This is a genomic window from Niallia sp. FSL R7-0271 (assembly GCF_038005785.1).
GTDB lineage: Bacteria > Bacillota > Bacilli > Bacillales > Cytobacillaceae > Niallia.
Window position 1 is genome coordinate 3,399,664 of sequence record NZ_JBBOTZ010000001.1, and the last position, 24,601, is coordinate 3,424,264.

Below are 24,601 nucleotides of genomic sequence, written 5' to 3' on the forward strand. Positions count from 1 at the left end.
CTTTCCTCCTAATTATCAGAGAAAGGAAATAAGTGGACAATCTTTATATTTCGTCAAATAGCGACATTACTTTCTTCTAATAGCTCCACCACGGCCACGACTATATCTACCCCTGTCCATGCCCATAATGTTAATCCAATCAACCTTTTCTTCCTTAGGCTGCTGTTTCTTTCTTTTCTTTTTCTTCCCCATCTTTCCAAGCTGCTTTAATTGTTCTGTTTTAAGATGATCTTTAAGTTTCATATCATCACCTTCTTATTAGTCTGTCAGACTGCCAGAATTGGCGTATTTCGCGTTTTATTTAATCTTTCGACTAAATAGTCACAAACATAGAAAAACGCTCCTATAAAGCTAGGAACGTTTCCTTTTTAATAATCAATATGTGAGTAAGGATTTGCACCTTACATAGTTAACATCTCATTCGGTTGCGCCTCTAAGTAACAGATATTTGAGTGGGCAAAAGCAAAGTTAACCTTACCGAATTGTCGAATGTGTTTAAAACATTCTAAGCGTCTACCTATTCCGCCATCACATATTGTTCTTTTAAATATTTTCTTGATGATATAAATATAACATGTGTAAAACCTAATATCTTAAAGCTTTGTTAAATAATTTTTCTATAATTTTTAAAATAAATTGAAAGCTACTCGTCTTTTGTTACAGCGATATTTAAGTTAAGTGCTAACCGATAAAAAGCTTTCCAACGTATTTTGTTATACGTTACATGGCTAATTGGTGGTTGGAACTTAAAGCAATATACATTGTGGTCTGTTAAATACTCCGATTCATTCGTCATATAACGTTCCTCAATTAGAAATCGTTCCATCTTAGGCAACCTTGCTACAGCTCTTTCTACTCGATTACAAAAGTTTTTTCTATATGCTTGTTGATCTGCGTTGTATGTAGCAATGTTAGAAGTCTGGTCACTCGTTTCATTAGTTGGACCATGGTATCTTGGTTCTGAACTAGCTGTAATGCTCGCTTCTCTTTCCTCAAACTCCAAGTACTTAAATAGTCGATATTTCTCTAATTCGCCTTCCACAGCTAATTGTGTGGCTTTTCTATCTATTTCAGGAAGCACAAAGGACAATTGATTCAACATGACTCCCCCCATTTAGTGGTATAATTAATTTGCTGATTAATTAAGAGATGGGAGAAATCCTGTCTTTTTTTATTCATCATCTTTAACTAAAACTTTTGCATCTGCCCATTCTGCCCCACAAGATATACATACTCTATCTCCAGCAAGTTGATTAATTCAGCTAATTCTTGATTAGATTTACCCCAAGTATTATCCCTAAGGAATTTTTCTTGTTCTCCAGTAAATAATCTAACCATTGGTTATCCCTCCAGCATTCTTGTTTTAGGGATATCCTTTGACTGATATTCTGTATGAAACTTTTGAGCTTGAAGCACTAAAGTACCGTTAGAAATGATTTGGTTTGCTACGGTAGTAACAGCTTTAGCACGTTCAATCTCTTCGGATAACTTTTCACCTTCTAGATCCTCATCGCTTAAACGTTCTAACTGTGCAAATAAATGGTTGTTTAAATCACCTAGTGTATTTTTCATATAATCAACTTTCCTTTCCACATATTAGTTTCGTTTGGCGCAGTATATCAATCACACGTTTCGCTATAAGCAATTTCGCATAATATCCCACATTCGCCCATAATTTCATCTTCTATTCGTCCTCGTTCTGGATCTAGTTCATCTAAAAAACAACCCTTAATACACGATGCGCCAATTTCACGTTCTAAATCTGCCATTTCTTTAAATCGTTCTGGGAAATGTTTGCGTATCTTGTTCCAGTAGCCCATTCCACCTTTAACACATCCAACACAATTATTATTTCTGAAACCCAATTCGTACATAATAGGACGTTTAATGCCTAGACGCTCTAGTAAGCCATGTACTTCATCTTTTGTCAGCATGGCATTAATTAACGGGAATACATGCTCATGCTCTGGTGTTGTTTTTAATAGCCGTTCAGCACGATGTTTTTCTTCGCTGTCATAACCCCATACATAACGTAATATATCTTCTTGCGTTTGTTCCCACCGTTGACGTACTTTTCGTTTCAACTCACTTGTACAAGGTGCTCCAGATGGGCCATTTATATAACGACGTTGTTTCATAATATCCATCGCACTATTGGTCTTTTCATTTTTAAGAATTATAATTTCGCGACCTAGCACTTTTTCACAATCTGTTAAAAATCGATAAGTATCTGGATGTTGTTCTTGTACATCTAGGTAATAAATTTCGTCAATTTCATCTTTAAATAGATAAATTGAAATGAAACTACTTACACCACCGCTAAACCATGCCACAGTTTTCATTTCTCCACTCCTTACCGTACAATTGTTATCTACTCTGCTTCTTCTCTTGATGTCTGAATCCTAAATAAATAACCACAAACAGAAATGCCTGACCGGACCAAAAACCTAGAAGAAAGTATTGCATATTAAACCTTTTGCAAATTAGTATCTTCAGCATTTTTTAACCTTCTATATTCTTTATAGACACGAGTAAGATTCGCATCTTCCCCATACACCCAGTTACGGTTATATTCATTATTTGAATTTAGGCTTTCGTACGAAACTTCTACTCCTGATGATCGATGAGCAAATATGCGAATTGCGGTCATATCTTGTACAGGTTCGCCATCCACAATCAAAGAAGTATGATTGATGTCACTATCTGTATGGAATAAGACTCCTTGGTTTAATTTATCTAGTTTGCTTTGTGCTGCTAACAACATGGAAGCTAATTCTTCTTTTTTATGTTTTTTCATTAACGTTTGTATTTTCATAATGAGCAGCTCCTTAATATCCAGAATTTTGACGTTCGTGATTCACTTTGTTCTTTTCAAAGTAAGCCTGTTCTATTTGCTCCCATGTGAAGCCAAGCATATCACCTAAACCAATATACAATTCAAGTCCTTCGTGATAATATCCACCATGCCCTTCTTCGTATATATCCCAATCAGTGCTCATTAACAATGAAAATTGTTGAGTAATAGTGGAGCAATTTATAATTTCCAGCGCTAACCCATTAATCAATTCATCAATTCCATGTTCCAATCCTAATTCCAATACAAAATGTAATCCGTCTACATATTCTTCAAGGAGTAAGTTTTTATATAATTTCCCATAACATCCAATGCAACTTTCCTTACCTAGGCGGTTACAATGTCCACAAGTGTTTATGTTAGTTCTCGGCTCCTGGTCTTTACTCCAAAACTTAAAACCGCGCCATTCATTCGCACATTCGCCAATTTCAACTTGAAGCGCTAGAACTAACTTTTCAAGACGATCTTCACCTTCATAACCGATTCTATCCCTGAGCACCTTTTGTGTTTCAAATAACTTAGCTAAGTTCATCTTGTTTTTCCCCCTTAGATTCCAATTCAATTAATTTATCAATATAAAACCTATCTTTCTTTAAATCTTCTACGCCATTCTTATTTTTATATCTGCTTGTATACTTAAGAACATTTGCGATATAAAACCCTTCTGCAACTGTGTAAGAACCTTCTTTAGGAAAATGTTTCTCCAGATACCCATTTACATCAATTTCATTTTTATGATAATGGGATGGTTTATTAATAATATCTTCGCTCACGTATAATCCTCCATCCATTCCTCATTCGACTCTGCAGTTCATACTTTTGCAACGGTTCGTATAAATAAACTGGTCTCCCCTCCTCCAATCGGAAAAGGAGAGTCCATTTTGGCTTTCGTTTAGCCATTGTTTGCTTCATCTGCGACGGAAACATTACCTTGGCCATCCACAGAATAAGGAATGCCTTCATGGTCATCTATGCTCATTTGCCCTTCTGGAGCATCATCCTTTTGTGGTTTGCTCTCCATGACTTCTTTAGGAGTTTGAAAAGCGTATGTTAAATCGATTAGGAAGTACTGTCCGAACTTGTTGTACTTCTCTGAGATTTTATGCATTTGAAGATTATTGTTTTCTTTGGCTGTTGTAACAATTTCTTCTGCTTCTTCACGAGTATCTGCATAATGTTGTTCCTTTTGATTAAGTTGTACTTTTGCCATTTTATTAGCTCCCTTATTTTAAGATTTTTGATTATAATGCTTTTGTTAAACCCTCATAGGCTTGTTTAATTGTTTTATTTTCTTCCTCGAGCTTCCGTACTTTATCATGGAGCTCTAAGTTTTCTAATCCTACTTCTATATATCTTTTGAAACGACTGTTTCTCTTTGTCTCTCTAAGTGTTTTATCCTGCTGCACAATAAAATCATGTAATTTTCTTAGAAACATTTCTGATTCATCAGTTGGCCCATTGTCTATAAGATCACGCAGTTGCTTCTTAATTTCATAAAACTCCTTCATGCTTTTTCACTTCCTTCAATATGGTTTCAAGCTCCTCAACGGACAGTTCATACAACTGTTTTCCATCTGGAGTTTTAAAATAGTTCAACTGGATTAACTCGCTTTTAAGTTCATCCTTTTTTTGTTCATTAGTCATGTTTGTCCACCTTTAGGCATAAGAATTAAAATATACCTGTCTTAAGATAATGTTTGGCTTGATAATAAAAATGATGATATATCCAATTCCCACTGAATCTCTGGTCCAGATAAACAATTTCGAAATTGTATTTTGCTTTGAATGTGTTCAGCCTGCCGAGTAAAGCCAATGGATTATATTTTGAACGATAATCACCTTTAAGCATTTTTTCATAGCCGCGTAGGTCCTCCACAATTAAAGTAAAGGGAATGTCCTTTGACCGAATTAATTCATTTTCAAATGCTGTTTGCGTATCCTTTTGCAAATTCCCTGTAATTTCATCAATATGTGCTTTTCTTTCTACAGCACTATCCAGATAAATATCACGCTTAATCCCTAATTCATCGTTTTTAGGGATTAAAGCGGAATAATCACCAACATTTAATTTTTGAATTTTAATTGGCACGTCTTTCTGCCGTAAATACGCTAATATGTGACCATTTACGTTTTCCCTTGTATCGCATATTATCGTTAAGGTTTTCAGAATTTTATTTATCTCTGCATCCGTATAATGATAATGAATCATTTATCTCTCTCCCTAGATAACTAAGAATCTTTATTTCTCTTTCGAGAGAATAATATTTTTGTTGTTTAAACCATTCAAAAAAATCTCTATCATTTTTACTTGAATTACATGAACTGCAAGCAGGAACAATATTAGTTTTTGTATACTCTCCATTTTTCGCTACTTGAATAAAGTGATCTTGTTGTAATTCCTGACTCTTACCCCCACAATAACAACACTCATTATCGAAAAAGGTTTTACATTTTTCCCATTCAATTAGAGTAAAGTTTGAAACCGCACTTCTTTTTCTGTGATGTCTTATTTTGCGTAATTCCGATTTATATTTTCTGTACTTTTCGCTTTTCAAATAGAGCTTTCTTTCGTTTGCTCTTTTGCGTTTCTTATTTTTTTGATACCACTCTTTATGATATTGGCTTCTTTTTTCTTTGTTTTTTTCTTCCCACTCTTTTTTGCATTCGTCTGTTTGATTCAACATTATTTTCTCTGGATTTCTTTGCGTATTCCTTAACCTTTTCTGTATTTCTTTTATAGTATTCTCTTCCGTATTCTCTAATTTTTTCTTTGTTTGCTTCACGATATTTTTTCGATCTTTGCTTAGAACACTCTTTACATTCAGGTCTGAATCCGTCTTTACTACCTTTTGACAAGCGAAAATAATCTCTGTTTAAAGGTTTTTCCGAACCGCATTTACTACAAATTTTAGTTTCACCCACAATAATCACCCCGTTTATCTGTTACTATAATTATACCAAAAACTACATGTAGTTACCACCAACTAACAGTAATTGATAGTAATTAATTGTTGTAGTAAACTTGACTTAAGAGGTGATTAAATCCATGACTGAAAAAAGAGGGTTAAAAAACAGAAAACCATTATCTAATGCTGTAAAGATTGAACTTTATGATGCGTTGAAAAATTTATCAGACGAAACAAAGATCCCGATGAGTAAACTTCTCGATGAAGCACTAGAAGATTTATTAAAGAAATACTCGAACTCTGCTGAATAGTAGAGTTCTTTTATTTTGACTTCGTATACTTGATGGCTCGTTCATAAAATTCTCTCGCCATACGGTTTGATTCTGTATTTTCGTAATTTCTAAAGTCATCATAAATATTGATCCAATTATTTTTTGCTAAAACAACAGTCCAATCGTGAAGTAAAAAAAGAGAATCTGTATCATCACATAGCCATTTATTAAGCTTTTCATTTTGTTCCCATCCGCAAAATACGTGTAAAGCTTTACGAATCGTAATTTTATCTGCGCTTTCACCCTTCCAAGACTTAAACCAATCATCAATTTGCTGAAAGTTCTGTTCAGCTGCTTGCATCACTTCCTTAGGAATTAATTCCTGCTGTTTTATCGCAATACGGTTATCCGTATTATCTAAATAAATGTTTGCTCCCGATTTCCAAATCAGACTTAGAATTCTTAAAACTTGCAATCTACTCACCTCGTTACTAAGCAGTTATTAAAAATCCTCATTTTATGCCTTTATTAACTAAAAGTTATTAAAGAAAATCTCTTCAAACCTTACAGCCCCAAGGGTTTCAAGCTAAAAGTTATTTTTGTTATTAGTGATTGGGTATTACTGCTCCTAATATATATATTTATTTTTTTATTTTTTAAATTAATTGAAAACCCAATAACTAAAATAACTAAATAACAATAAAAGTTAACTTAAACCCTTGATACAACTGACTTTCTAGAAAGTTATTAAAAGTTATTAAACTAACAAAATAGTTATTGAGTGACCTTAAAAAAGCTATTTTGTTGGTTTTCGATAACACCTTTAGTAACTGGCATCCGTTCTTTTAAGGTAATTCCTGTCAAAAACGTTTTATTTCCGGCTCCCTTCATCTTTCCAAAGCCTTTCGTTTCTAACATTCGATAAAACGATCTATTCCCTAATGTTCTTTCTCCTGATTTAAAGCACCAATTGTCATAAACTGAATACAATTCTTTTGCTTCAATTTTTAATGCTTCATTTTTAGGTTCATCAATGTAGCAAACTTCACCTAAGAAAGGAGCTAATATATCCATTTCTTCTTTATAGTTTCCTGTAGCATCCACCACAATTTGAGGTTCAATCAATCCTTCACGCTGCCACTTTAAGCAGCCTTCAATCGCCCAGTTTAAAATACCTGGCATTTCAAAGGACAACTTTTCCTCAAGCTTCTTATCACGCTCATGCGGTTTTAAATTCAAAGTGAAAGGAATAATCTTTACACGTCTCCATATCCCTTCATCAACACCACCGATTATTGGTTTATGGTTTGTTGTAAAAAACACTTTAAATTCTGGGATAAACTCGAAGTACTCTTGTCTTAAAAACCGTGCTAATATTGGTTCTCCACCTGTAATTGTTTTTACAAGTGATTCCTGTAACTTTTCACCTTCTTCTGACTCTACGGCTGAAACGAAACGAGCATTTACCAATCTGGCAATATCGTTATTTGCTCCAGTATCTTTTTTCTTGATGAAAGTATCTGATTTCGTTTGCGAACCATAATCGCCCATCAACTTTTTTACTGTATTTACAAAGGTGGATTTTCCGTTAGATCCACCACCAACTAAGAAATACATTGATTGCTCTGATATATCTCCAGTTAATGAGTAACCTACAAGTCGTTGCATATAGTCGACTAACCCTTTATCACCCATAAAGATTTGTTCTAAGAATGTAATCCAAGTCGGACAGTTTGCCGTTTCATCAAACTCTACATTTGTGATTTTGGTTAACCCTAGTTCACGATCATGTTGCTGCAACTTACCTGTTTTCAAATCAATAATTCCATTCTCAACATTGAATAAGAATTTATGTCGGTCGAAATCTTCCCGTTCAGCTGGAACAAGTGGCATCAAGTCTTTTATACTGTTCATTCTTATGTTTCTTCGTTCGCACATTCTAGCCCATTTTGTTTCAGATTCATCTTCTGATTTATAGAGACCGCGAAGTACTTTTGCTGTTATTCTTTCAATCTCTTTTTTGTTATCAATTTTCCACCGTTTACCGTCCCATATAAGCCAGCCCATATCTGAAACGTATTTGATTACGTGGCCATATTCATAAGCAATCCGTTCTGCATTTCCTAATTCAGTTAATCTGAATTTCTTTTTCGGCTTCACTTCCTCAACTTCTTCTGTTTCCCCGGTACTGAATTCAAAGGAAAATTCTTCGAATTGCTCCCTGTTGTCTAGAATCGTTGTAGAAGTGGAAGAAATAGCAGTACCGATTGTTCTTTCACCGTATGTTTCATTTGTTTCTCTAAAGTGGATAACATCCCACTTATCACGCATAAGACCAGTTTCTCTGAACATAGCATCCATACGTGTTGCTGATTTTCCAGTCCAGAATGCTAGGTGATTACATAGTGCTAAATCACTTGCGGAATGGTCATCATTTATTAGGTTTCCGTTGTATAGGCTACGTATTTCATCACCATTTTTCGAACGGAATATCCTTTCCCAAAGTGTTTCATTGGATATCTTAATTTCGTCTTTCTCAAACTCTGCAAGGTTCACTCTTCCTTGAATATCCGAATCATCAAAGTACTGTTCAAATACTTCTGCAAGTTCATCTGTACGATCATATATCTCGTTTGAATTTTCTCTGTTACCTGTAAAGGTAAAATACCGACCGTATGAATAAATTTCTAATCCATGCTTTGTATTCTTCCTCCCAGTACCTAAAACAGATTGTGGAAGGTTACCTTTGATAATGATGTGAATACCTTTTTCCGATGGTGAAAATTCTGTATAACTATCTAAAGTGTCGATAATCTCTGTTGCAAAAGCATTAGGCCTGCCTTCCACAACACACTTATCAATATCAATTCCGATATAGTTATCCTGACGGCTAAAAACAAATCCAATCCCGTCATAATCTCCTTCAAGATAAAACTTTACTGCTGTTGCAAAAGTACTCCAGGTACTCCGGTTATTGGCTTGTGCCATTTCTCCATTTACTTGACAAGGAACTTTTGTGTATCTTCCGTTTTTCTTTTCCGACTTCCATAAAATCCATTGAGGCAGGGCTTTTAGTTCGGCAGGGATTTCGTTAAAATTGTATGGATTTTCTTTCATCGCGCCCTCCGATTAACGTTTTTTCTCTGTTTTTGGGTATAAAAAAGAGAAGCTAGTACAATACCAACTTCTCTATTCAGTTTCTTAGAATGGTAGATCTTCATCTCCGATTTGAATTGCTGGACCTACTTGTGCTGGCGGATTTGCTGTTGATGGATTGTAATAGCTTGCTTTTGCATAGTTGTTTCCATCATTGCCTTTTTCGTGTTTTACTCCAATTTCTAAATTCTTACCAATCAGTTGTTTTGCCATATCTTCACAAGAAGTGAATACATGGTTATTTGCAAATCCAGCAGCTTTGCATAAAGATTTCACGATACCTTGAGCTGTTGGGTGTTCAAAGGTGAAATTGTTGTACAGAATCTTTGCACCTTGTGATTCTTGCGGAACATCTGAACGGATTTCAAAATCGACAACTAACATATCTTTTTTAGCTTGTGTTAGCTTAGAAACTGCGTTGATAATTACTGCTTCATATTTACCTGGCTTTGGTAATTGGAACCCTTTTACTTCTTCTACTTCTTCCATTTTGAAAAATGACATTATTTATTTCCCCCTGTGTTTTCATTTGTGGATTGCATAAGTAATTCGTTTTGAAGACAACCTTTACGATCATCTAAATGGTTCTTAGCAAATACGCTTTGATTACCTTCCAGCATAAATCCTCGTGTACCGTCTGCTTTTTTTACTAATTGGGCCACTACATGAGAAATGCCCATTATATGATTTACAATTTTGTCTCGGATATCAGGAATAAACTGATTGTATTTAGTACCATTTTCCTCAGTAATTTCTCGGGTTGTTTCCCAAGCTGTGAAAATGATATTTGCATCTAAAGTGTTAAATGTCTCAACCAACTTCAACAAATGGTTATCCAGCAATGCATAGTCCTTTAATTCAGGCATACCACTTTTAGTGTTTTCGCCTTTTTTAAGCAACCATAATTTTTGATAGTGTGTTAGATTATCAATAAAAATGTTGTCGTAATTATTGATGTTTGCCTTGGCATGTCCAAAGAATTCCAGAATGCTGTCATGCGGCTTTGTACCGTCAATAACTGCAACATCTACATTTGAATAACCAGATAGAACTTGACTAGTCCCGTCAATATCAAGCACTAGTGTTTTACCTTTTAATAAACCTGCAACTGTTGTTTTTCCATTGCCTGGCTTTGAATAAATAATGATTTTTGCTTTTTTACTTTTACTTATTTGGGCACCGTTTGTTGTTTGCATTAACTTACTCCCTTCTTTTCATCTAACAGACCAATTCGGTATGCTTCTTTTGCTTCTTTATGGTCTACAAGATGACCGGCAACTGTATTTGCATAAGGAGATATTTTTCCTTGGTAATAGCCTGTTTTCAGTTCTGTTTCAGTGAATGGATGACCTGGTTTTAAAACTGGACCTCCAATAAATTTCATTTTCTTTTTCGCCCATTCGTAATATTTTGTTTTTGCTGTAAGGTATATTGTTTCTCCTTCTCTGTCCTTGTAATACCAATCGTGCAATTCGGGACCTATCTCACTAGCGTTGCAATTATTACAATGATATGGACCACACTGCACCATTCCTACACCAACATCTACAAAATCGGCATACATATCGTTTTTGCAATATGGACATTCTTTTGTAGGTTCATCATAAGCACCCATACTTAAACCTCCACACTATAACTAACGGATGCCGGCTTTACTGAAACGCCAGGAACAATCTGCCCATTGTCATCCACAACTACCTTTTCACCACTGATATCCACAATCTTGAATGTCTTTTTAACATCTGCCCATTTCACAGACTGTTTTACGAATTCATCAAGACCATTTTCTAGAACATAATCGAGCAATTTTTCTTCATCAGCTTTCTCAGCTGCTTCTTTACTTGCTCTTGTTTTGGACTTCCCATAAGGAGTACTGATTGTTTTAGCTTTAGGATCTTCTGCAAGTTTCCCAGAATGATATTTTTGTATTAATGCTTCAAAGAAGCTTGTGCTATTTGTGATAGAAGACAATTCGCCTTGCTCCCACTGGGAAATGCGGTCCCGTTCAACATTGGCCAGCTGCTTAATTTCTTTTTCTTTAGTTTTCAATGCAGCCAATTTGCGGAATACCCAGTTAAGGCTATCCAAATCAGTGATTTCAAATTTACTTTCTGTTGACTCCAAAGACTCAATATCCTCAACTTCCATCAATTCGAACTTTTGCAATGCATTCATTATTTTTCCTCCTGTTTATAAATTGTTTGATTGTTTCTTATAACTTCGCTTATAAACCATTTGCCTACATACTGTTTCCATCCATCACCATGGACTTCTATACCGTCTTTATAAATATTGTCACTTTTGACTATCCCTTCATCGATGAGGAATTTTCCATTGTCAAAGTTATAATAGCGAACAATATCATTCTCCTTTAAAGTGGAAACATCCAATATTTTCGGCTCCTTTAGGACTTGGTCCAGATATTCATATAATTCAACAAGATCATCATAAAAGTTACTGCCACTTAAGGATTTTTGGTGTTGCTCTAGAAACTTAAAAAGTGGCTCAAGCTTATCATTCACAGGGCTAAAAACTGTTCTATCTTTGGCATCAAAATAAGGCATTTGTCCTCCCCCTGTTGATTTTTATTAATTTTTACAATATGATTGTTTTGACTATAACTTTTCATTTGTTCTGTGACTCACGTTGGCGCGTGGGTCTTTTTTTATACCGCCTCATAACACTGCACTTGCTGTTTTTCGATTAAGTATTGTTTTACATTGGATTGAAGTACAGTATCCTTACCGAATACAAAGTAAGTATCCCCTTCGCAAATTTCATCTCCAAAAACATCTTCAATTGGATAATCTTCAACTTTTCGCATATGTATCACCTCCTTCAATTAGAACTAAAACCTTTCAACAATTTCTGCATTGTGGATAAAAGGAAAGGCTATTTAGGCTTAGACAATCTCTCTTTTACTTCACCTGCATGTTCTGGACATACATCGCATTCTGCCCAGATGTTAACTGCGCACTCACGACAAAGTTTTTTATCACAAGTATTTGTTAAAACATCAAAATTGCTTGTTATCACTGAATCTACTGCGTAATCACAAAGCTGAGTGTGTTCCCTTTTCTTACATACTTCACATAGATAACTAGTTTCTATTTCACTGGCCATTATTTTTTAGCTCCCTTCAATAAGCTTTGCTTTTCATTCGTGCTTAGTTGAAGCCATTCAGCTGGTTTGATTTTCATTTAGATCACTCTCCTAATAAAAGGTATTTTGTCCACTGCTGTCGAATTTAGGCATTTGGAAGGAGGTGGAATTGATGGATTACGCTCTAGTTAAAGAACAAGGTGTTACGTTTGCAGTTGTTATCGTTAAACCATATGTCCTTACTAGCCCCGATAAAGAAAGTGTTAGAAGTAGCTACGCTCAGCACTTCCCTCTGGGTATTCCTATAATTTTGATGGCGCAAAACTCTAGGGGTATTCCGACATATAGCGGCAGAAAAGATATTGTCAATTTCTTATCGAGGATTGACTTTCGTCGTCTACCTTGGAAAAGGAAGAATGTTTAATCGATTCTGGTTTGCCGATTTCTTCAACTACAGGTGCGTTATTTAGTATTTGTTGGAATTCTCTAGGTTCAACCTGAATACCACTTACATCAGCAATGCTAAAATCATCATCCTCATTCACTGTTACAGCAGTGTTTGAGGGTTTTTCTATCATTTCAATCGCAGCTTCAATTTCGTTCAAAGAAATGTCCATTAAAGATTCTAATCTTTCCTCACGATTAATGAATTCCTGACGTTCTCCATCTTCATCTTTGACAGTTACTTTGTACCATTTGTTATTGTCAGTAACACCACTTTCAAGCATTGTTACTACTTCTTTTAGTGCGGCAATTACTTTTTCTAGATTTTTCAATTACTTCTCTCCTTTCAGATTAATGGTCTCCATGTACTAACCCATGACACTGCTTCTTCATAATCTAACTTCCGTAAATCACGATAGGTCGGTACTCCAAAAGCATCTCTAAAGTTTCTGTGGATGCATGGAAACAATTTCTTTAGGTCTAAGCCATTCGGATTGGCTGTTTCAAATACTTTGTACACACGCTTCTTAATCTGCTTCTGCAAGGCATCCTGTTCGAATGAATCGATTCTTACGTTGTCTTCTAGCTTAGATAATCTGCCGTCATATTCTACAAACTTTTCTTCATGTTCTAATGACAGTTTCAACAACTCAATTCTTTGCTGATGATCTGTAAGTACTTTTGGTTTTTGTAGTTCTTCTCTCATCGCTTTAAATTCTTGAATGAATTTTATTTTGAACTTCATTGCTTCAGGAGTTACATACGACATGGCGATTAAGGTAAAAGCATCTTCAGTTAATAATATTTTTTCTTGTTTTCTTCCCTTTCCATCTACATAATCAATGCGCTCAAAGTTGAGCCCAATAAAATCAACCTCATCTGTCAAAGCTATTTTTTCCACTTGATTAAGTATGTCTCGCTTAACGTTTTTATGTTCTTTTCCAAATACTTCAGCGACTGTAAGACTGTCTGTGACTACTCTTTTTCTATCTATAAAAACTAATTGGCTCATTTTGTTTCTCCTTTCTCATGTAAATCAAGATACTTTTCGCTTTCCTTAGTAGCCCAGTTAGCAATATGTGGACGATTCCTCAATAGCATTTCTCCAGCGAATTGTAGTAGCATTTTCGCTTTTTGAAAGTTGGTCATTTAACTCACCTCCTTATCTATTAAACTGCTGACCTAACAGATTGCTTAACCTCAACTTTCTTAATGAGTTTTGTTACAAAGTGGCCGTTTTTATATTCGACCACCCTATCGTATTCCTCATTTACAACTGAATTTCGCTTCCCCTTTACTACCCAAGAATCATTTAGTAATTCGGATAAGCCTTCAGGTACTGAAACTTTATGATTGCCAACTTTCATTTCTGTAACAACAATCATTAAACAACCTCCTATCTTTTCCATCTTCCTTATGCAGTTTTGGATTTCCGAAAAAATTCGGATTGTTGTCCAAAAAAAATATGGTCTAATGGAATTTGATACACATCTTCAATGCTTATAAGAAATTTTCGGGGTACATTTGTAGAATCTTTCTCATATTTAGATAGCGTATCTTTATTGATACCAAAGAGATCAGCTGCTTCTGTTAGTTTTAAACCTGCGTTTACTCTAGCTGCCTTTAAAGTGATCTTTAACATCTTGTCACCTCCTTGTTCCCCTCGGCTTGCTTATACTATATCCGAGTATTTTCGGAATGTCAACCGAAAAAAATCGGATTTTCTATAAACATTCTAATCTATTAGGAATAAAATATGCTATTTTTTACGATTTTTTTCGGAATCATTATTTACTTTCCATATTTTTTTCGGATATAATAATAATAAATACGAGGAGGCGGACATGTTGTTAGATAGAGATTTACCTTTAAAAAAAGAAATATCTGAAAACATAAAGAGATTAATGAAAACAAAAGGTTGGACTCAATTGAGGACTAGTGAAAAGTCAGGTATTTCAAAAAGTACACTTTCTGACTACATAAATTGCAAAACACTTATTAATCCAGGAAACGTAGAAAAACTTTCTGATGCATTTGGAGTTCATAAATCTGAAATAGACCCTAGTTTTAAGACTAGCGGAACTGAAAATGAAGGACAAGTTGACTACGATTCTATAGTGAAACTCCCTGTAGTGGGTAAAATTTCATGTGGTTATGGTACTTTAGTTTATGAAGAAATTGAATCTTACGAAGCTACACCAGAAGAATGGCTAAATGGTGGTGAATATTTTTATCTAAGAGCTAAAGGTGACAGTATGATCAACGCGCGAATTCTTGATAATGATTTATTACTAATAAGAAGACAGAATGATGTTGAAAATGGAGAAATTGCAGCCGTTGCTATAGATGATGAAGCTGTTTTAAAAAGAGTTTACAAAACAGGTGAAAGTATAATCCTTCAAAGTGAAAATCCAAAATATGCACCAATTGTATTAGATGAAAAGAAGAACATTCGCATTATCGGAAAACTAAAAAAAGTTGTATTAAACTTTTAATTTTAGGTGAGTTGATACTTACCTTTTTTTATTAGAAAGGAGTTTTTGAAATGAAAGCAGCTATATACATTCGTGTAAGTACTCAAGAACAAGTAGAAAATTATAGTATTGAATCTCAGTTGGAGAGAATCCAAGCATATTGTAAAGCTAAAGGTTGGGATATTTATGACACATTTATAGATCCAGGATTTAGTGGTTCAAATATTGAACGACCAGCATTGAAAAGAATGATAACTGAATTGAAGAATATTGATGTTGTAGTGGTGTATAAATTAGACCGCTTATCACGATCTCAAAGAGACACGTTAGAATTAATTGAGGAGCACTTCTTGAAAAACAATGTTGATTTTGTATCAATTACTGAAACGCTTGATACTTCCACACCATTCGGTAAAGCCATGATTGGAATATTATCTGTGTTTGCTCAACTAGAAAGAGAAACTATTGCAGAACGAATGAGAATGGGACATATTAAACGAGCTGAAGAAGGTCTTAGAGGTATGGGTGGTGATTACGATCCTGCTGGATACTTAAGAGAAAATGGTCAGTTAGTTATCAAAGATGATGAAGCTAAACACATTCAACAAGCCTTTAATCTATATGAAAGATATCATTCAATAACTAAGGTCCAAAAAGATTTAAAAGAGCAAGGGTACCCTGTCTGGCGCTTTAGAAGGTATAACGACATTTTACGGAACAAGCTTTACTGTGGATATGTTAGTTTTGCAGGACAGCATTATAAAGGTAAACACCAACCAATAATATCAGAAGAACAATATGACAGGGTGCAATTACTTCTTAGCAGACATAGAGGAAAAAATGCTAACAAAGCTAAAGCCAGTTTATTATCAGGACTAATAACTTGTGGTAAATGTGGTGAATCTTATTTAACTTATCAATCTAAAGGTAGGTATGAAAATAGAGTTTATCGTTATTATATATGCCGTGCTAAAAGGTTTCCATCAGAGTATGATGAAAAATGCATTAATAAAACATGGAATTACTCAAAGTTGGAATCCTTAATTATAAGGGAAATTGAAAATTTAATTGAAAACAAAAGTATTGTTCAAGCAAAAGCAGAATTAATTGATTATGATAAGGCATTGAGAAACATTGACGAAAGAGAAAATCGAATCCTTGATTTATATGAAATAGGACGGTTAAATAAAGGAAAACTTGATGAACGTATCCAAGGCCTTGAAAAAGAGAAACATGAGATTCTCGAAAAGAAAGCCAGACAAGAATTACAATTGCAAAATGTACTAACGAAAGAAGATCTAGATGGTTATATCTTAGATTTATATACGTCTGATTTTTCCACAAGACAAGCAGTTATTCAAAAGTTAATTAATCAAATATATATTCATGGTGATAACATAGAAATTGCTTGGAATTTTTAATATATAAATTTATGTTTTCGTTATTGGCTATTCAAACTGCCCACACAAGAATTTCACTGTTTCGTTCGACAGCTTCCACTATTTTGCTGGAGGCATGCTGCTGTCCTGGAGAAAGGCTACCCTGCCATTCTAATGTGCAAGGAGTTATAACGGTTGCTGGACCTGTCCAGCTAATCAGCGGGCTACATTCAGATATTCTGCCCATCATCACACAATTGCGGCAATAAGCACAGGCCCTCTTGCACCGGGCACATTGGTAGGAAGCAAAAAGCTCTTGGCGCTTATTTCCGCATCGTGCGCAAATGAGCTTATTGCTATTTCTTCTAATGCCAGGATGATAGGCACAATAGCCTTTCAGGTAGTGTTCTTGGATTTCTTCTAATGAAATGGAAATTTCCTCAAAAAGCAGTTTTTTACCTTCTAAGGTTGCTTGGAGATTTTTACTGTAGCAGAAATTAGTGTCTAGTGGATGAGGAGTTTGGAGAGGAAGGTCTGTAATACGCATTAAATCAGGCCGAGGAGCGAGGACAGGAATGAGCTCGTTCTGTGGGGAAATGCTAAAAAGCATTATGTGCGCCTCCTTATTCATTTTATTTTACTTATTCATTATTCTTTATGCATGCTTTAATTCCTCCTAACAAAATAAAAATCCTGTCTCTATTAATAGACAGGATCTTGAACGTTTTATAGTTTTTTCATCCAGCCAAGGCCCATGGACCCTTCGCCAAGATGAGTGCCGATAACTGCACCGAAGTAGCTGATGGAAAACTCAATATTAGGGTATGTTTCTGAAAGCTCCCTTTTCCATTCAATCGCTTCCTCTTCTCGGTTTGCATGGATGATGACTGCCTGGTACTCTTCGCCATTAGTTGCTTCTGCAAGAAGATCGACAATGCGCTTCATCGCTTTTTTTCTTGTACGAATCTTTTCGAAAGGAACAATGACCTTGTCTTCGAAATGCAATAGCGGTTTTACTTGAAGTAGGCTGCCAATCAATGCTTGTGCACTGGACAAGCGTCCGCCGCGCTGCAAATGAGCTAAATCATCCACCATGAAATAAGCATGGCTTGTCTTTTTAAGCTCTTCAAGTATAGGAATAATTTCTGCAGCAGTTTTGCCAGCCTTGGAAAGCTTGGCAGCTTCTATTGCATAGAAACCTTGAACCATGCAGCTGATTTCTGTATCAAATGCAAAAACATTGATGTTATCAACCATAGTGCCAGCAGTTATTGCACCTTGGTAAGTCCCGCTGATGCCGCTTGATAGATGGATGCTGATTACTTCATCGTAATCATGTGAAAGGCGCTCAAATAGTTCAGCAAACTTCCCAATCGACGGCTGAGAGGTAGTCGGAAGCGGTTTTGTTTTTACTTCTTCGTAAAATTGACCAGCCTCCAAATCTACCTCTTCTTCGTAAATTTCATTTCCGAACACAACCGTTAACGGAATCATATGTATATCATATTTGTCTTTTACTTCTTTTGTTATATAAGCAGTACTATCTGTTACAATAGCTGTTTTCATTTTTGTGTAATACCTTCCTTATCTATACAATTGTATGATGTATATTTTAACTAAAAAATAAAATATTTGCATCAAATATAGGCTAATTTTATTATTGTAGACAAAAAAGGTAGTTTATAGCAGACGTTTATCATATATAGAAAGACATAATGTCAGTATTTCAATTCTCTGCGATTCAATTCTTCAAAAAGTATGGCGATAAATTCGACTTCCAAATCAAGTGAGATTGCCAGGCGATATGCTTTTACCAGCTCGGCATTTGAAAGAATATTTACTCCGCTCATCTCAAGCACTCCTATCCCTTTATTTATGAATATTCTGCACTATCTAACCGCTGTTGCACATAGGTATTTTATCCTAATTCCGTCGACTTTTTTACAAAAATATGAATTTTTCTACTTCTTTGGACAAAAATCGACATTTTTGCAAAAAAAAAAAAGCTTCCCAATAGAGGGAAACTCTTTTAGCGCACTTCTACCCAGCCGTTTTTGATCGCTACGACAACTGCTTGTGTCCGGTCGTTTACGTTCATTTTTTGCAGGATATTGCTGACATGGTTTTTTACCGTTTTTTCACTGATAAATAATGCTTCACCTATACCTCTGTTGCTCTTACCGTCTGCAAGAAGCTGCAATACTTCACACTCACGGCGTGTTAACAGATGTAGCGGTCTTCTTATTTCAACTGTTTGTACATAATGCTCTCCGCCGCCTGACTCTTCCATTGCCAATCTGCGGTATTCATTTACAAGGTTATGCGTAACTTTCGGATGCAAGTATGACCCGCCGTCCGCCACTACTTTAACTGCTTCTACAAGTGCATCTGCATCCATCTCTTTTAATAGATAGCCGCTTGCTCCTGTTTTTAGTGCATGTGTTACATAGTTTTCATCATCATGAATGGAAAGGATAATGACTTTTGTTTCTGGAAACTTCTCCAAAAGCTGTCTTGTCGCTTCCACACCATTTGTTGTCGGCATGTTAATATCCATGATTGTTACATCAGGCTGATATTCTTCTACAAGCTGGATCGCTTGTGAACCGTCATCGCCTTCTGCGACAACTTCAAAGCTTGATTCGAAATCCAAGATACGTTTAACACCTTCCCTGAACAATTGATGATCATCTATAATAACTATTTTCGTTGTAGCCAATTGCTTCGCCTCCCCTATTCTCACACTATCAATTTAAGTAGTTTTTATTGGAACATTAATCATAACAAGTGTTCCTGATCCAATTTTAGAGTCAATTGATAATTCCCCTTCAAGCAGCTCTACTCTCTCTCTCATCCCAATTAACCCAAAGGATTCTTGCTTTTTAACCGTCTTATCAAACCCTTTGCCGTCATCCTTGATGACTACGATTACTTGATCGCGTCTCATCTCTATTTTTACAAGGATTGTCTTTGCTTCTGCATGCTTCAACGCATTCTGAACGGATTCTTGAATAAGCCGGAATAATGCTACTTCATATTTGCCTGGCAGCCTTATTTCCTTGCCTATTGTTGAAAAGCTGATACTAGCTGTTTGATAATACTCTTCTGTTGTCTTTAAATATTTTTTTAATGTAGGAACAAGACCTAAATCATCCAAAGCCATCGGGCGAAGGTCATAGATGATTCGTCTCACTTCATACAGAGCACTGCGGACCATCAGCTTAAGATTTTTAATCTCTTCAAATGCTTCTTGTGCACCATGTTCCTTATATATTCTTTCAATTAGATCAGAGCGCATCATAACGTTTGCCATCATTTGAGCGGGACCGTCATGAATTTCCCTTGAAAGCCGCTTTCGCTCCTCTTCCTGGGCTCCGATTATTTTTAGGCCAAAGTCCTGCTTTTGTTTTGCATCCTCAAGGACTTCCCCTACCTGCTTCAAATCACTGATTAAGTATTTCATTACAACGGTAATTTGGGTGACAAGATGATCGGCCCTTTCAATTGTCTCGTCAAGCCCAATGAGCCTTCTCTCAATATCGTCGCGCCTTTCACGATATTGTTTTTCCAGATGTCTGTTCATGCTGAGGTCCATTTGCAGGCTGTGCGCCTTTTCATACGCCTCACGCACTTCAAGCTCGGAGTACTCATTGAAATGCTTGCTTACTTCTGACAAGCGTTTCCTTGCAAAGCGGGATTGCGCCTCGAGCTTATCTCCTTCTTCAATTGTTTGCAGGACTAGATTTCTTATTTCTTTTAGCTCTTCTGTCAGCTTCTCATAATCCTTTCGACACTGTTCTCCAATGCGAAATATTTCATCCTTGCTGGAGCTGACAGTCTCAACCATTTTTTCTAATATGAAATCTAGTGTTTTCGTATCAAATTTCCTTATTATCATATTATATAATTCCTCCAAAAAGGCTGAAAACCCTTCCTGTATCAAATCTTATTTTAGCGTGAAAGTAGAAAATATGTATAATTTCATGGTTAAATATTATAAAATCGTTATTTCGACATATATATTACCCGATAAGAGTGAAACTAATTACCTATTTAAGAAAATTTTAAGGATTTTATTTTATCATATACAAATGTCCTTTGCCCTATTCTGCCATCTTACGTCAATACAGCCAATCCGTGGCAGTTCTGTATTTACGTTTAAATCACGTTAAATCCGCTTTTTTTGCAAGGGACTTTTTGGGCATGGAGTTTTACTTATTATAACATGGAGATATCGGACTAATATTAAAATTCTGTTACAAACACATCAACAATTGAAGAATGAAGAATGTCGAATTATAATGAAATAAGGCTATAAAATATTATATTCTTATTCGTTCGTTATAACAAACATTTTATGAGTTTTTTATTAGAAAGGAGCGATTTGAATGCTTCCTTGCTACCATACTGTAAAAGGCTATGGAGAACATGAGATCATCATACAGAAATCGCGCTTCATCGCACATGTCTGCAGAGCTACTAGTGAAGAAGAAGCACAAGCGTTTATTATAGATATTAAAAAAAAGCATAAAGATGCAACCCATAACTGTTCAGCTTATTTAATCGGTGAAAATGACCAAATTCAAAAGGCAAATGACGATGGAGAGCCAAGCGGTACAGCCGGAGTCCCGATTTTAGAAGTGCTGAAAAAAAGGAAGCTGAAAGATACAGCAGTTGTCGTAACACGCTACTTTGGGGGAATTAAGCTTGGTGCCGGCGGTCTTATCCGTGCATACGGAAAATCAGCCTCTGAAGGCATCACAGCAACTGGTGTTGTAGAGAGAAAATTAATGACAGTAATAGGTGTTACTATCGACTATACTTTCCTCGGAAAAATAGAAAATGAATTAAGATCCTCCCCTTATCAATTGAAGGAAATCCACTATTTAGAGGCAGTAGAGATTGATGTGTATGTTGAAACAGAAAATATTGAATCATACAAGGATTGGATGACAGAATTAACGAATGGCCAGGGCATACTAACAGAAAAAGAAGCTGTCTATCTCGAATCCCTCATATGAATATTTTCCCTTTTCTTATTAAATTATTCCTTAATAAGAAATAAAACACTAGTTATTAATATGAGATGAGATAGTAAGATAAGAATAATGGCTATAAATAGTTTCTAAAATCAACACTTTAAAGGAGAAACCAATGGCATCAAATAGAGAATCTTATGTAAACCATAATAAAAAGAAGCGAAAGAGAAAGAAAATCCTAACCTTCATTCTAGTACCATTACTGGTGATTGCCGCAAGTGGCATTGGCTATGGCGCATTCCTCTATACAAAGGCAAAATCAGTGGTAGAAGACTCCTACCAGCCGATTGACAGAGAATCTTCTCTCCGTGATGCGGCAGTAGACCCTGATATAGATGATATATCGATTCTGTTTATCGGTGTCGATGACAGTGAAAAACGTTCGTCATCATCTGGAACGACGAGATCCCGTTCAGATGCATTAATGCTTGCAACATTGAATGAAAAAGAAAAATCAGTCAAGCTATTGAGCATTCCCCGTGATTCCTATGTTTATATCCCTGAAAGAGGCTATAACGACAAAATCACACATGCCCATTACTTTGGCGGTGTAACATCGACCATTGAAACAGTAGAGAACTTATTGGATGTACCTGTAGATTATTACGCAAAAATGAACTTTGATGCTTTCATGGATGTTGTTGAAGCACTTGGCGGCATTGAAGTTGACGTTCCTGTAACATTTACAGAGCAAAACTCGAAAGACCAAAAAGGTGAAAATGCTATTCATTTAGAAAAAGGCTTACAGACTCTTAATGGTGAAGAAGCGTTAGCACTAGCTAGAACACGAAAAATCGACAATGACATTGAACGCGGGAAACGCCAGCAATTGATTATGAAGGCAATTATGGATAAAGCTGTTTCCGCTCAAGCTATCACAAAGTATTCCAAGCTAATGGAGGCTGTCGGCGATAACATGACAACAGACCTTTCATTCAGCAATATTCAGTCCCTTCTGGCATATGCGACAGCTGAAAACGGCCTGCAGGTGGAAAGCTTGACTTTAACTGGCTCTGACGGCAACGTAGATGGTGCTTATGTGTACCAGTTAGACCCAACAGCATTGGAAGAAACGAAAGCAATCCTGCAGGAGCATCTAGGAATTAAAGATGACATAAACAGCAGTGATGACACAACAACGGATACTACTGGTTCTTCTGATACTTCTACAGACAGCACTACTGGAACGACGGACAGCACTGGCACATCAACGACGGATTCGACATATAATGAATCCACAACAGATACAACGACAACTAATTAAATGTCATAAAAAGGACGATGGGACAAGCCTCCCATCGTCTTTTTTATTGTTTCCCCTATAAAATGGCTAGTTTTTGTAAATACTATTGATGCCATAAAAACTATCACGAACGAGGGAAACATCGATGATTAAATCAGTTTGGTCATTAATTAATTATGCGCTCGAAAGGCCGCTGTGGTCGGAACATGATTCATTGCTAATGGATGATGAAGAAGATTATATGCTGGTCCTTGAGACCGTTACAGATGATGATCTGTAAAAGGTAAATACAACAAAAGTTTACCTTATGAACTGCATTTCCAATTGTTAGACACTGTCTAACAATTGGAGGTGTGGTTTTTTTATGTCTAAATATACAAGTGATATAAAATTAAATATTATCCACGGCTATAACCCGAAAGTAATCTCTCAAAATGAATATACAAAACAAATTGGTATTGCCAGAGCACGGTTCCAATAGTGGTTAAAATTATATGAATTACATGGAGAAGAAGGTCCATAAACACCTGTACAAACTGTTCTGTCAGTTTTTAAACTAGAAGTACTAAACTATATGGTTCGTTCTGGTGCGTCACTAATGGATACTGCAGCTCTCTTTAAAATCTCTAGTTATACAATGGTATATAATTGGCAGAGAAAAATGTAGGTTGACGGTATAGAAGCCCTTAAACTGAAAGAAAAGGGGGGTCCATCCGTGAAAAAGAAATCATTAAATAAACCAAAACAAACACCAGCTAAAGGATCAGTAGAGGCACCTGAGGCATGTATTACAACTAGTAATGGAAAATGAGTATTTAAATAAGTTGAATGCCTTATTACAAAACAAGAAAAAATCACCAAAAAAAGACAAAGCACTAGTAATCTACAATTTAGGTATATAAACTCGGTGAAGGAACTCGTAAAGCTCGCTAATATTCCACGTAGCACATATTATGATTTAGTAAAAAATCAATCGACCAAATCCAGATAGTGACTTGAAAGCGGAGGTAAAGACCATCTATGAGGAACATGAAGGTCTTTACGGTTATCGTCGTATACGTGATGGGCTAACGAATCGTTGGCAAAAAGTGAATCATTAAAAGGTTCAACGTATCATGAAAGAACTTGGTTTAGAATGTTTAGTACAGATAAAAATATATAAATCTTATAAAGGTATTGTAGGGAAAATTGCAGCGAACCATTTATATCGTCAATTAACAGCCGATGCACCGAATCAGGAGTGGGTACGGATATTACGAAGTTTAAATTATATGGCGAGAAGCTCTATTTATCACCTGTACTAGATTTATTTAAGGGAGAAGTATTACTTATACAATCGGCTTTAGACCAACCTATTCACTTGTTTCGGAGATGTTAGAGAAAGCACTTGAACGTTTACCAGAAGAGCATATACTATTGATGCATTCAGATAAAGACTGGCATTATCAGATGAAACAATATAGTCACACCCTTCAAAAAAAAAAGAATTAAACAAAACAAATTATATCTCGTAAAGGAAACTGTTACAATAATTCAGTGATTAAGAATTTCTTCGGAATTATGAAACAAGAAATTCCTTAACTATAAGGAATTTGAAAATGTAGAATAGCTTAAACCAGAACTTGAAAAATATATGGAATATTATATTACCAGATGGATGAAGGCAAAAAGAAAATGAGTACGGTACAATACCGAACTCATTTTTGAAAAAGCTGCCTGATGAAATAACCTT

Annotated in this window: 39 protein-coding genes and 1 pseudogene; 7 read left to right on the forward strand and 33 right to left on the reverse strand. The window is 35.7% G+C overall.

Translation table 11 applies throughout. The annotated features are described in order from the left end of the window. Positions 1–66: 66 nt before the first annotated feature. The 14 genes from MKX82_RS17385 to MKX82_RS17450 form a co-directional block, all read right to left on the reverse strand. Positions 67–243 carry a hypothetical protein gene (locus tag MKX82_RS17385; RefSeq protein WP_251645187.1) on the reverse strand — a complete coding sequence of 59 codons (177 nt, stop codon included), beginning with the start codon at positions 241–243 and terminating at the stop codon, positions 67–69. A 400-nt stretch (positions 244–643) separates the two neighbouring features. Further along, the gene (locus tag MKX82_RS17390) at positions 644–1,102 is read right to left on the reverse strand and encodes an ArpU family phage packaging/lysis transcriptional regulator (RefSeq protein ID WP_251645185.1); all 459 of its coding nucleotides are present in this window, start codon (positions 1,100–1,102) and stop codon (positions 644–646) included. Positions 1,103–1,188: 86 nt separating this feature from the next. Further along, complete coding sequence (locus MKX82_RS17395; protein WP_251645183.1) at positions 1,189–1,338, reverse strand: hypothetical protein; 150 nt, start codon at positions 1,336–1,338, stop codon at positions 1,189–1,191. Between the two features lie 3 nt (positions 1,339–1,341). Further along, positions 1,342–1,572 (reverse strand): hypothetical protein, encoded by a 231-nt coding sequence (locus MKX82_RS17400; protein WP_251645181.1) that lies wholly within the window; start codon positions 1,570–1,572, stop codon positions 1,342–1,344. Positions 1,573–1,619: 47 nt separating this feature from the next. Next, entirely contained in the window at positions 1,620–2,342 is a 723-nt protein-coding gene (locus MKX82_RS17405) for a phosphoadenosine phosphosulfate reductase domain-containing protein (RefSeq protein WP_251645179.1), read from the reverse strand. A 125-nt stretch (positions 2,343–2,467) separates the two neighbouring features. Then, positions 2,468–2,815, reverse strand: coding sequence for a hypothetical protein (locus MKX82_RS17410; RefSeq protein ID WP_251645170.1), 348 nt, complete (start codon positions 2,813–2,815; stop codon positions 2,468–2,470). 13 nt (positions 2,816–2,828) lie between these two features. Beyond that, positions 2,829–3,386 (reverse strand): dUTP diphosphatase, encoded by a 558-nt coding sequence (locus MKX82_RS17415; RefSeq protein ID WP_251645167.1) that lies wholly within the window; start codon positions 3,384–3,386, stop codon positions 2,829–2,831. Beyond that, a complete protein-coding gene (locus MKX82_RS17420; protein ID WP_396953789.1) occupies positions 3,373–3,627 on the reverse strand; it encodes a DUF3310 domain-containing protein in 255 nt (84 codons plus the stop codon). Before MKX82_RS17420 ends, MKX82_RS17415 begins: the two co-directional genes overlap by 14 nt. 119 nt (positions 3,628–3,746) lie before the next feature. After that, positions 3,747–4,064, reverse strand: coding sequence for an organic solvent tolerance protein OstA (locus MKX82_RS17425; RefSeq protein ID WP_251645164.1), 318 nt, complete (start codon positions 4,062–4,064; stop codon positions 3,747–3,749). A 31-nt stretch (positions 4,065–4,095) separates the two neighbouring features. Continuing rightward, on the reverse strand, positions 4,096–4,362 hold the full coding sequence (locus MKX82_RS17430) for a hypothetical protein (RefSeq protein ID WP_251645162.1): 267 nt from the start codon (positions 4,360–4,362) through the stop codon (positions 4,096–4,098). Next, positions 4,346–4,498 (reverse strand): Fur-regulated basic protein FbpA, encoded by a 153-nt coding sequence (gene fbpA / locus MKX82_RS17435; protein ID WP_251645160.1) that lies wholly within the window; start codon positions 4,496–4,498, stop codon positions 4,346–4,348. Before fbpA ends, MKX82_RS17430 begins: the two co-directional genes overlap by 17 nt. Before the next feature lie 25 nt (positions 4,499–4,523). Then, the gene (locus MKX82_RS17440) at positions 4,524–5,063 is read right to left on the reverse strand and encodes an ERCC4 domain-containing protein (RefSeq protein ID WP_251645152.1); all 540 of its coding nucleotides are present in this window, start codon (positions 5,061–5,063) and stop codon (positions 4,524–4,526) included. Continuing rightward, a complete protein-coding gene (locus MKX82_RS17445; RefSeq protein WP_251645150.1) occupies positions 5,026–5,538 on the reverse strand; it encodes an HNH endonuclease in 513 nt (170 codons plus the stop codon). Before MKX82_RS17445 ends, MKX82_RS17440 begins: the two co-directional genes overlap by 38 nt. Further along, positions 5,465–5,776, reverse strand: coding sequence for a hypothetical protein (locus MKX82_RS17450; protein ID WP_251645149.1), 312 nt, complete (start codon positions 5,774–5,776; stop codon positions 5,465–5,467). Before MKX82_RS17450 ends, MKX82_RS17445 begins: the two co-directional genes overlap by 74 nt. A gap of 124 nt (positions 5,777–5,900) precedes the next feature. Between MKX82_RS17450 and MKX82_RS17455 the strand changes: the two genes are divergently transcribed. Next, positions 5,901–6,071: a ribbon-helix-helix domain-containing protein gene (locus tag MKX82_RS17455; RefSeq protein ID WP_251645147.1), complete on the forward strand. Its 171-nt coding sequence runs from the start codon at positions 5,901–5,903 to the stop codon at positions 6,069–6,071. 10 nt (positions 6,072–6,081) lie between these two features. Here the strand turns inward: MKX82_RS17455 and MKX82_RS17460 are convergent, their stop codons facing one another. The 14 genes from MKX82_RS17460 to MKX82_RS17525 all read right to left on the reverse strand — a co-directional run bounded on the left by MKX82_RS17460 (position 6,082) and on the right by MKX82_RS17525 (position 14,376). Next, complete coding sequence (locus MKX82_RS17460; RefSeq protein WP_341078808.1) at positions 6,082–6,507, reverse strand: hypothetical protein; 426 nt, start codon at positions 6,505–6,507, stop codon at positions 6,082–6,084. A 299-nt stretch (positions 6,508–6,806) separates the two neighbouring features. Then, positions 6,807–9,149 carry a phage/plasmid primase, P4 family gene (locus tag MKX82_RS17465; protein ID WP_341078809.1) on the reverse strand — a complete coding sequence of 781 codons (2,343 nt, stop codon included), beginning with the start codon at positions 9,147–9,149 and terminating at the stop codon, positions 6,807–6,809. An 84-nt stretch (positions 9,150–9,233) separates the two neighbouring features. Continuing rightward, positions 9,234–9,692, reverse strand: coding sequence for a DUF669 domain-containing protein (locus MKX82_RS17470; protein ID WP_341078811.1), 459 nt, complete (start codon positions 9,690–9,692; stop codon positions 9,234–9,236). Beyond that, complete coding sequence (locus MKX82_RS17475) at positions 9,692–10,384, reverse strand: AAA family ATPase (RefSeq protein ID WP_341078813.1); 693 nt, start codon at positions 10,382–10,384, stop codon at positions 9,692–9,694. Before MKX82_RS17475 ends, MKX82_RS17470 begins: the two co-directional genes overlap by 1 nt. Further along, positions 10,384–10,803: a hypothetical protein gene (locus MKX82_RS17480; protein WP_251645132.1), complete on the reverse strand. Its 420-nt coding sequence runs from the start codon at positions 10,801–10,803 to the stop codon at positions 10,384–10,386. Before MKX82_RS17480 ends, MKX82_RS17475 begins: the two co-directional genes overlap by 1 nt. Before the next feature lie 2 nt (positions 10,804–10,805). Next, positions 10,806–11,363 carry a host-nuclease inhibitor Gam family protein gene (locus tag MKX82_RS17485; RefSeq protein ID WP_251645130.1) on the reverse strand — a complete coding sequence of 186 codons (558 nt, stop codon included), beginning with the start codon at positions 11,361–11,363 and terminating at the stop codon, positions 10,806–10,808. Beyond that, complete coding sequence (locus MKX82_RS17490; protein ID WP_341078816.1) at positions 11,363–11,752, reverse strand: hypothetical protein; 390 nt, start codon at positions 11,750–11,752, stop codon at positions 11,363–11,365. The genes MKX82_RS17485 and MKX82_RS17490 overlap by 1 nt, the downstream gene beginning before the upstream one ends. Before the next feature lie 101 nt (positions 11,753–11,853). Further along, positions 11,854–12,012 carry a YqaI family protein gene (locus MKX82_RS17495; protein WP_341078818.1) on the reverse strand — a complete coding sequence of 53 codons (159 nt, stop codon included), beginning with the start codon at positions 12,010–12,012 and terminating at the stop codon, positions 11,854–11,856. 68 nt (positions 12,013–12,080) lie between these two features. Then, entirely contained in the window at positions 12,081–12,311 is a 231-nt protein-coding gene (locus MKX82_RS17500; RefSeq protein WP_341078819.1) for a hypothetical protein, read from the reverse strand. 344 nt (positions 12,312–12,655) lie between these two features. Then, positions 12,656–13,066, reverse strand: coding sequence for a hypothetical protein (locus tag MKX82_RS17505; protein WP_341078820.1), 411 nt, complete (start codon positions 13,064–13,066; stop codon positions 12,656–12,658). 14 nt (positions 13,067–13,080) lie between these two features. Further along, complete coding sequence (locus tag MKX82_RS17510) at positions 13,081–13,746, reverse strand: Rha family transcriptional regulator (protein WP_341078822.1); 666 nt, start codon at positions 13,744–13,746, stop codon at positions 13,081–13,083. Then, entirely contained in the window at positions 13,743–13,883 is a 141-nt protein-coding gene (locus MKX82_RS17515; protein WP_341078824.1) for a hypothetical protein, read from the reverse strand. The genes MKX82_RS17510 and MKX82_RS17515 overlap by 4 nt, the downstream gene beginning before the upstream one ends. Positions 13,884–13,903: 20 nt before the next feature. Next, the gene (locus tag MKX82_RS17520) at positions 13,904–14,119 is read right to left on the reverse strand and encodes a hypothetical protein (RefSeq protein ID WP_341078825.1); all 216 of its coding nucleotides are present in this window, start codon (positions 14,117–14,119) and stop codon (positions 13,904–13,906) included. A 29-nt stretch (positions 14,120–14,148) separates the two neighbouring features. Continuing rightward, on the reverse strand, positions 14,149–14,376 hold the full coding sequence (locus tag MKX82_RS17525) for a helix-turn-helix domain-containing protein (RefSeq protein WP_341078826.1): 228 nt from the start codon (positions 14,374–14,376) through the stop codon (positions 14,149–14,151). Between the two features lie 202 nt (positions 14,377–14,578). Between MKX82_RS17525 and MKX82_RS17530 the strand changes: the two genes are divergently transcribed. Further along, positions 14,579–15,229 carry a LexA family protein gene (locus tag MKX82_RS17530; protein ID WP_341078827.1) on the forward strand — a complete coding sequence of 217 codons (651 nt, stop codon included), beginning with the start codon at positions 14,579–14,581 and terminating at the stop codon, positions 15,227–15,229. 50 nt (positions 15,230–15,279) lie between these two features. Beyond that, positions 15,280–16,629: a recombinase family protein gene (locus MKX82_RS17535; protein ID WP_341078828.1), complete on the forward strand. Its 1,350-nt coding sequence runs from the start codon at positions 15,280–15,282 to the stop codon at positions 16,627–16,629. A gap of 31 nt (positions 16,630–16,660) precedes the next feature. Here MKX82_RS17535 and MKX82_RS17540 read toward each other — a convergent pair whose 3' ends face one another. The 5 genes from MKX82_RS17540 to MKX82_RS17560 form a co-directional block, all read right to left on the reverse strand. Then, positions 16,661–17,197, reverse strand: coding sequence for a hypothetical protein (locus tag MKX82_RS17540; protein WP_341078830.1), 537 nt, complete (start codon positions 17,195–17,197; stop codon positions 16,661–16,663). Between the two features lie 116 nt (positions 17,198–17,313). Next, positions 17,314–18,153 (reverse strand): DegV family protein, encoded by an 840-nt coding sequence (locus MKX82_RS17545; protein WP_237941932.1) that lies wholly within the window; start codon positions 18,151–18,153, stop codon positions 17,314–17,316. 152 nt (positions 18,154–18,305) lie between these two features. Next, the gene (gene sda, locus MKX82_RS17550; RefSeq protein WP_233315676.1) at positions 18,306–18,437 is read right to left on the reverse strand and encodes a sporulation histidine kinase inhibitor Sda; all 132 of its coding nucleotides are present in this window, start codon (positions 18,435–18,437) and stop codon (positions 18,306–18,308) included. 179 nt (positions 18,438–18,616) lie between these two features. Next, entirely contained in the window at positions 18,617–19,306 is a 690-nt protein-coding gene (locus tag MKX82_RS17555; RefSeq protein WP_233315677.1) for a response regulator, read from the reverse strand. 33 nt (positions 19,307–19,339) lie between these two features. Further along, positions 19,340–20,485 (reverse strand): sensor histidine kinase, encoded by a 1,146-nt coding sequence (locus MKX82_RS17560; protein ID WP_233315678.1) that lies wholly within the window; start codon positions 20,483–20,485, stop codon positions 19,340–19,342. A 490-nt stretch (positions 20,486–20,975) separates the two neighbouring features. On the opposite strand from MKX82_RS17560, the gene MKX82_RS17565 reads away from it, so the two are divergent. From MKX82_RS17565 to MKX82_RS17580, 4 genes and pseudogenes are all read left to right on the forward strand, one after another. Next, on the forward strand, positions 20,976–21,608 hold the full coding sequence (locus tag MKX82_RS17565) for a YigZ family protein (protein WP_233315679.1): 633 nt from the start codon (positions 20,976–20,978) through the stop codon (positions 21,606–21,608). Positions 21,609–21,741: 133 nt separating this feature from the next. Continuing rightward, a complete protein-coding gene (locus MKX82_RS17570) occupies positions 21,742–22,890 on the forward strand; it encodes an LCP family protein (RefSeq protein ID WP_233315680.1) in 1,149 nt (382 codons plus the stop codon). 124 nt (positions 22,891–23,014) lie between these two features. Continuing rightward, complete coding sequence (locus MKX82_RS17575; RefSeq protein ID WP_341078834.1) at positions 23,015–23,149, forward strand: hypothetical protein; 135 nt, start codon at positions 23,015–23,017, stop codon at positions 23,147–23,149. An 84-nt stretch (positions 23,150–23,233) separates the two neighbouring features. Next, positions 23,234–24,576, forward strand: a pseudogene (locus tag MKX82_RS17580) (IS3 family transposase). Positions 24,577–24,601 lie beyond the last annotated feature (25 nt).

Coding starts and splice junctions, on each gene's coding strand:
- MKX82_RS17520 (WP_341078825.1), bottom strand. CDS start 14,119: ATGATTGTTGTTACAGAAATGAAAGTTGGCAATCATAAAGTTTCAGTA.
- MKX82_RS17570 (WP_233315680.1), top strand. CDS start 21,742: ATGGCATCAAATAGAGAATCTTATGTAAACCATAATAAAAAGAAGCGA.
- MKX82_RS17410 (WP_251645170.1), bottom strand. CDS start 2,815: ATGAAAATACAAACGTTAATGAAAAAACATAAAAAAGAAGAATTAGCT.
- MKX82_RS17560 (WP_233315678.1), bottom strand. CDS start 20,485: ATGATAATAAGGAAATTTGATACGAAAACACTAGATTTCATATTAGAA.
- MKX82_RS17485 (WP_251645130.1), bottom strand. CDS start 11,363: ATGAATGCATTGCAAAAGTTCGAATTGATGGAAGTTGAGGATATTGAG.
- MKX82_RS17500 (WP_341078819.1), bottom strand. CDS start 12,311: ATGGCCAGTGAAATAGAAACTAGTTATCTATGTGAAGTATGTAAGAAA.
- MKX82_RS17425 (WP_251645164.1), bottom strand. CDS start 4,064: ATGGCAAAAGTACAACTTAATCAAAAGGAACAACATTATGCAGATACT.
- MKX82_RS17525 (WP_341078826.1), bottom strand. CDS start 14,376: ATGTTAAAGATCACTTTAAAGGCAGCTAGAGTAAACGCAGGTTTAAAA.
- MKX82_RS17535 (WP_341078828.1), top strand. CDS start 15,280: ATGAAAGCAGCTATATACATTCGTGTAAGTACTCAAGAACAAGTAGAA.
- MKX82_RS17515 (WP_341078824.1), bottom strand. CDS start 13,883: ATGACCAACTTTCAAAAAGCGAAAATGCTACTACAATTCGCTGGAGAA.
- fbpA (WP_251645160.1), bottom strand. CDS start 4,498: ATGACTAATGAACAAAAAAAGGATGAACTTAAAAGCGAGTTAATCCAG.
- MKX82_RS17400 (WP_251645181.1), bottom strand. CDS start 1,572: ATGAAAAATACACTAGGTGATTTAAACAACCATTTATTTGCACAGTTA.
- MKX82_RS17475 (WP_341078813.1), bottom strand. CDS start 10,384: ATGCAAACAACAAACGGTGCCCAAATAAGTAAAAGTAAAAAAGCAAAA.
- MKX82_RS17470 (WP_341078811.1), bottom strand. CDS start 9,692: ATGTCATTTTTCAAAATGGAAGAAGTAGAAGAAGTAAAAGGGTTCCAA.
- MKX82_RS17480 (WP_251645132.1), bottom strand. CDS start 10,803: ATGGGTGCTTATGATGAACCTACAAAAGAATGTCCATATTGCAAAAAC.
- MKX82_RS17430 (WP_251645162.1), bottom strand. CDS start 4,362: ATGAAGGAGTTTTATGAAATTAAGAAGCAACTGCGTGATCTTATAGAC.
- MKX82_RS17385 (WP_251645187.1), bottom strand. CDS start 243: ATGAAACTTAAAGATCATCTTAAAACAGAACAATTAAAGCAGCTTGGA.
- MKX82_RS17465 (WP_341078809.1), bottom strand. CDS start 9,149: ATGAAAGAAAATCCATACAATTTTAACGAAATCCCTGCCGAACTAAAA.
- MKX82_RS17575 (WP_341078834.1), top strand. CDS start 23,015: ATGATTAAATCAGTTTGGTCATTAATTAATTATGCGCTCGAAAGGCCG.
- MKX82_RS17405 (WP_251645179.1), bottom strand. CDS start 2,342: ATGAAAACTGTGGCATGGTTTAGCGGTGGTGTAAGTAGTTTCATTTCA.
- MKX82_RS17565 (WP_233315679.1), top strand. CDS start 20,976: ATGCTTCCTTGCTACCATACTGTAAAAGGCTATGGAGAACATGAGATC.
- sda (WP_233315676.1), bottom strand. CDS start 18,437: ATGAGCGGAGTAAATATTCTTTCAAATGCCGAGCTGGTAAAAGCATAT.
- MKX82_RS17540 (WP_341078830.1), bottom strand. CDS start 17,197: ATGCTTTTTAGCATTTCCCCACAGAACGAGCTCATTCCTGTCCTCGCT.
- MKX82_RS17495 (WP_341078818.1), bottom strand. CDS start 12,012: ATGCGAAAAGTTGAAGATTATCCAATTGAAGATGTTTTTGGAGATGAA.
- MKX82_RS17395 (WP_251645183.1), bottom strand. CDS start 1,338: ATGGTTAGATTATTTACTGGAGAACAAGAAAAATTCCTTAGGGATAAT.
- MKX82_RS17455 (WP_251645147.1), top strand. CDS start 5,901: ATGACTGAAAAAAGAGGGTTAAAAAACAGAAAACCATTATCTAATGCT.
- MKX82_RS17445 (WP_251645150.1), bottom strand. CDS start 5,538: ATGTTGAATCAAACAGACGAATGCAAAAAAGAGTGGGAAGAAAAAAAC.
- MKX82_RS17490 (WP_341078816.1), bottom strand. CDS start 11,752: ATGCCTTATTTTGATGCCAAAGATAGAACAGTTTTTAGCCCTGTGAAT.
- MKX82_RS17530 (WP_341078827.1), top strand. CDS start 14,579: ATGTTGTTAGATAGAGATTTACCTTTAAAAAAAGAAATATCTGAAAAC.
- MKX82_RS17390 (WP_251645185.1), bottom strand. CDS start 1,102: ATGTTGAATCAATTGTCCTTTGTGCTTCCTGAAATAGATAGAAAAGCC.
- MKX82_RS17440 (WP_251645152.1), bottom strand. CDS start 5,063: ATGATTCATTATCATTATACGGATGCAGAGATAAATAAAATTCTGAAA.
- MKX82_RS17545 (WP_237941932.1), bottom strand. CDS start 18,153: ATGAAAACAGCTATTGTAACAGATAGTACTGCTTATATAACAAAAGAA.
- MKX82_RS17510 (WP_341078822.1), bottom strand. CDS start 13,746: ATGAGCCAATTAGTTTTTATAGATAGAAAAAGAGTAGTCACAGACAGT.
- MKX82_RS17415 (WP_251645167.1), bottom strand. CDS start 3,386: ATGAACTTAGCTAAGTTATTTGAAACACAAAAGGTGCTCAGGGATAGA.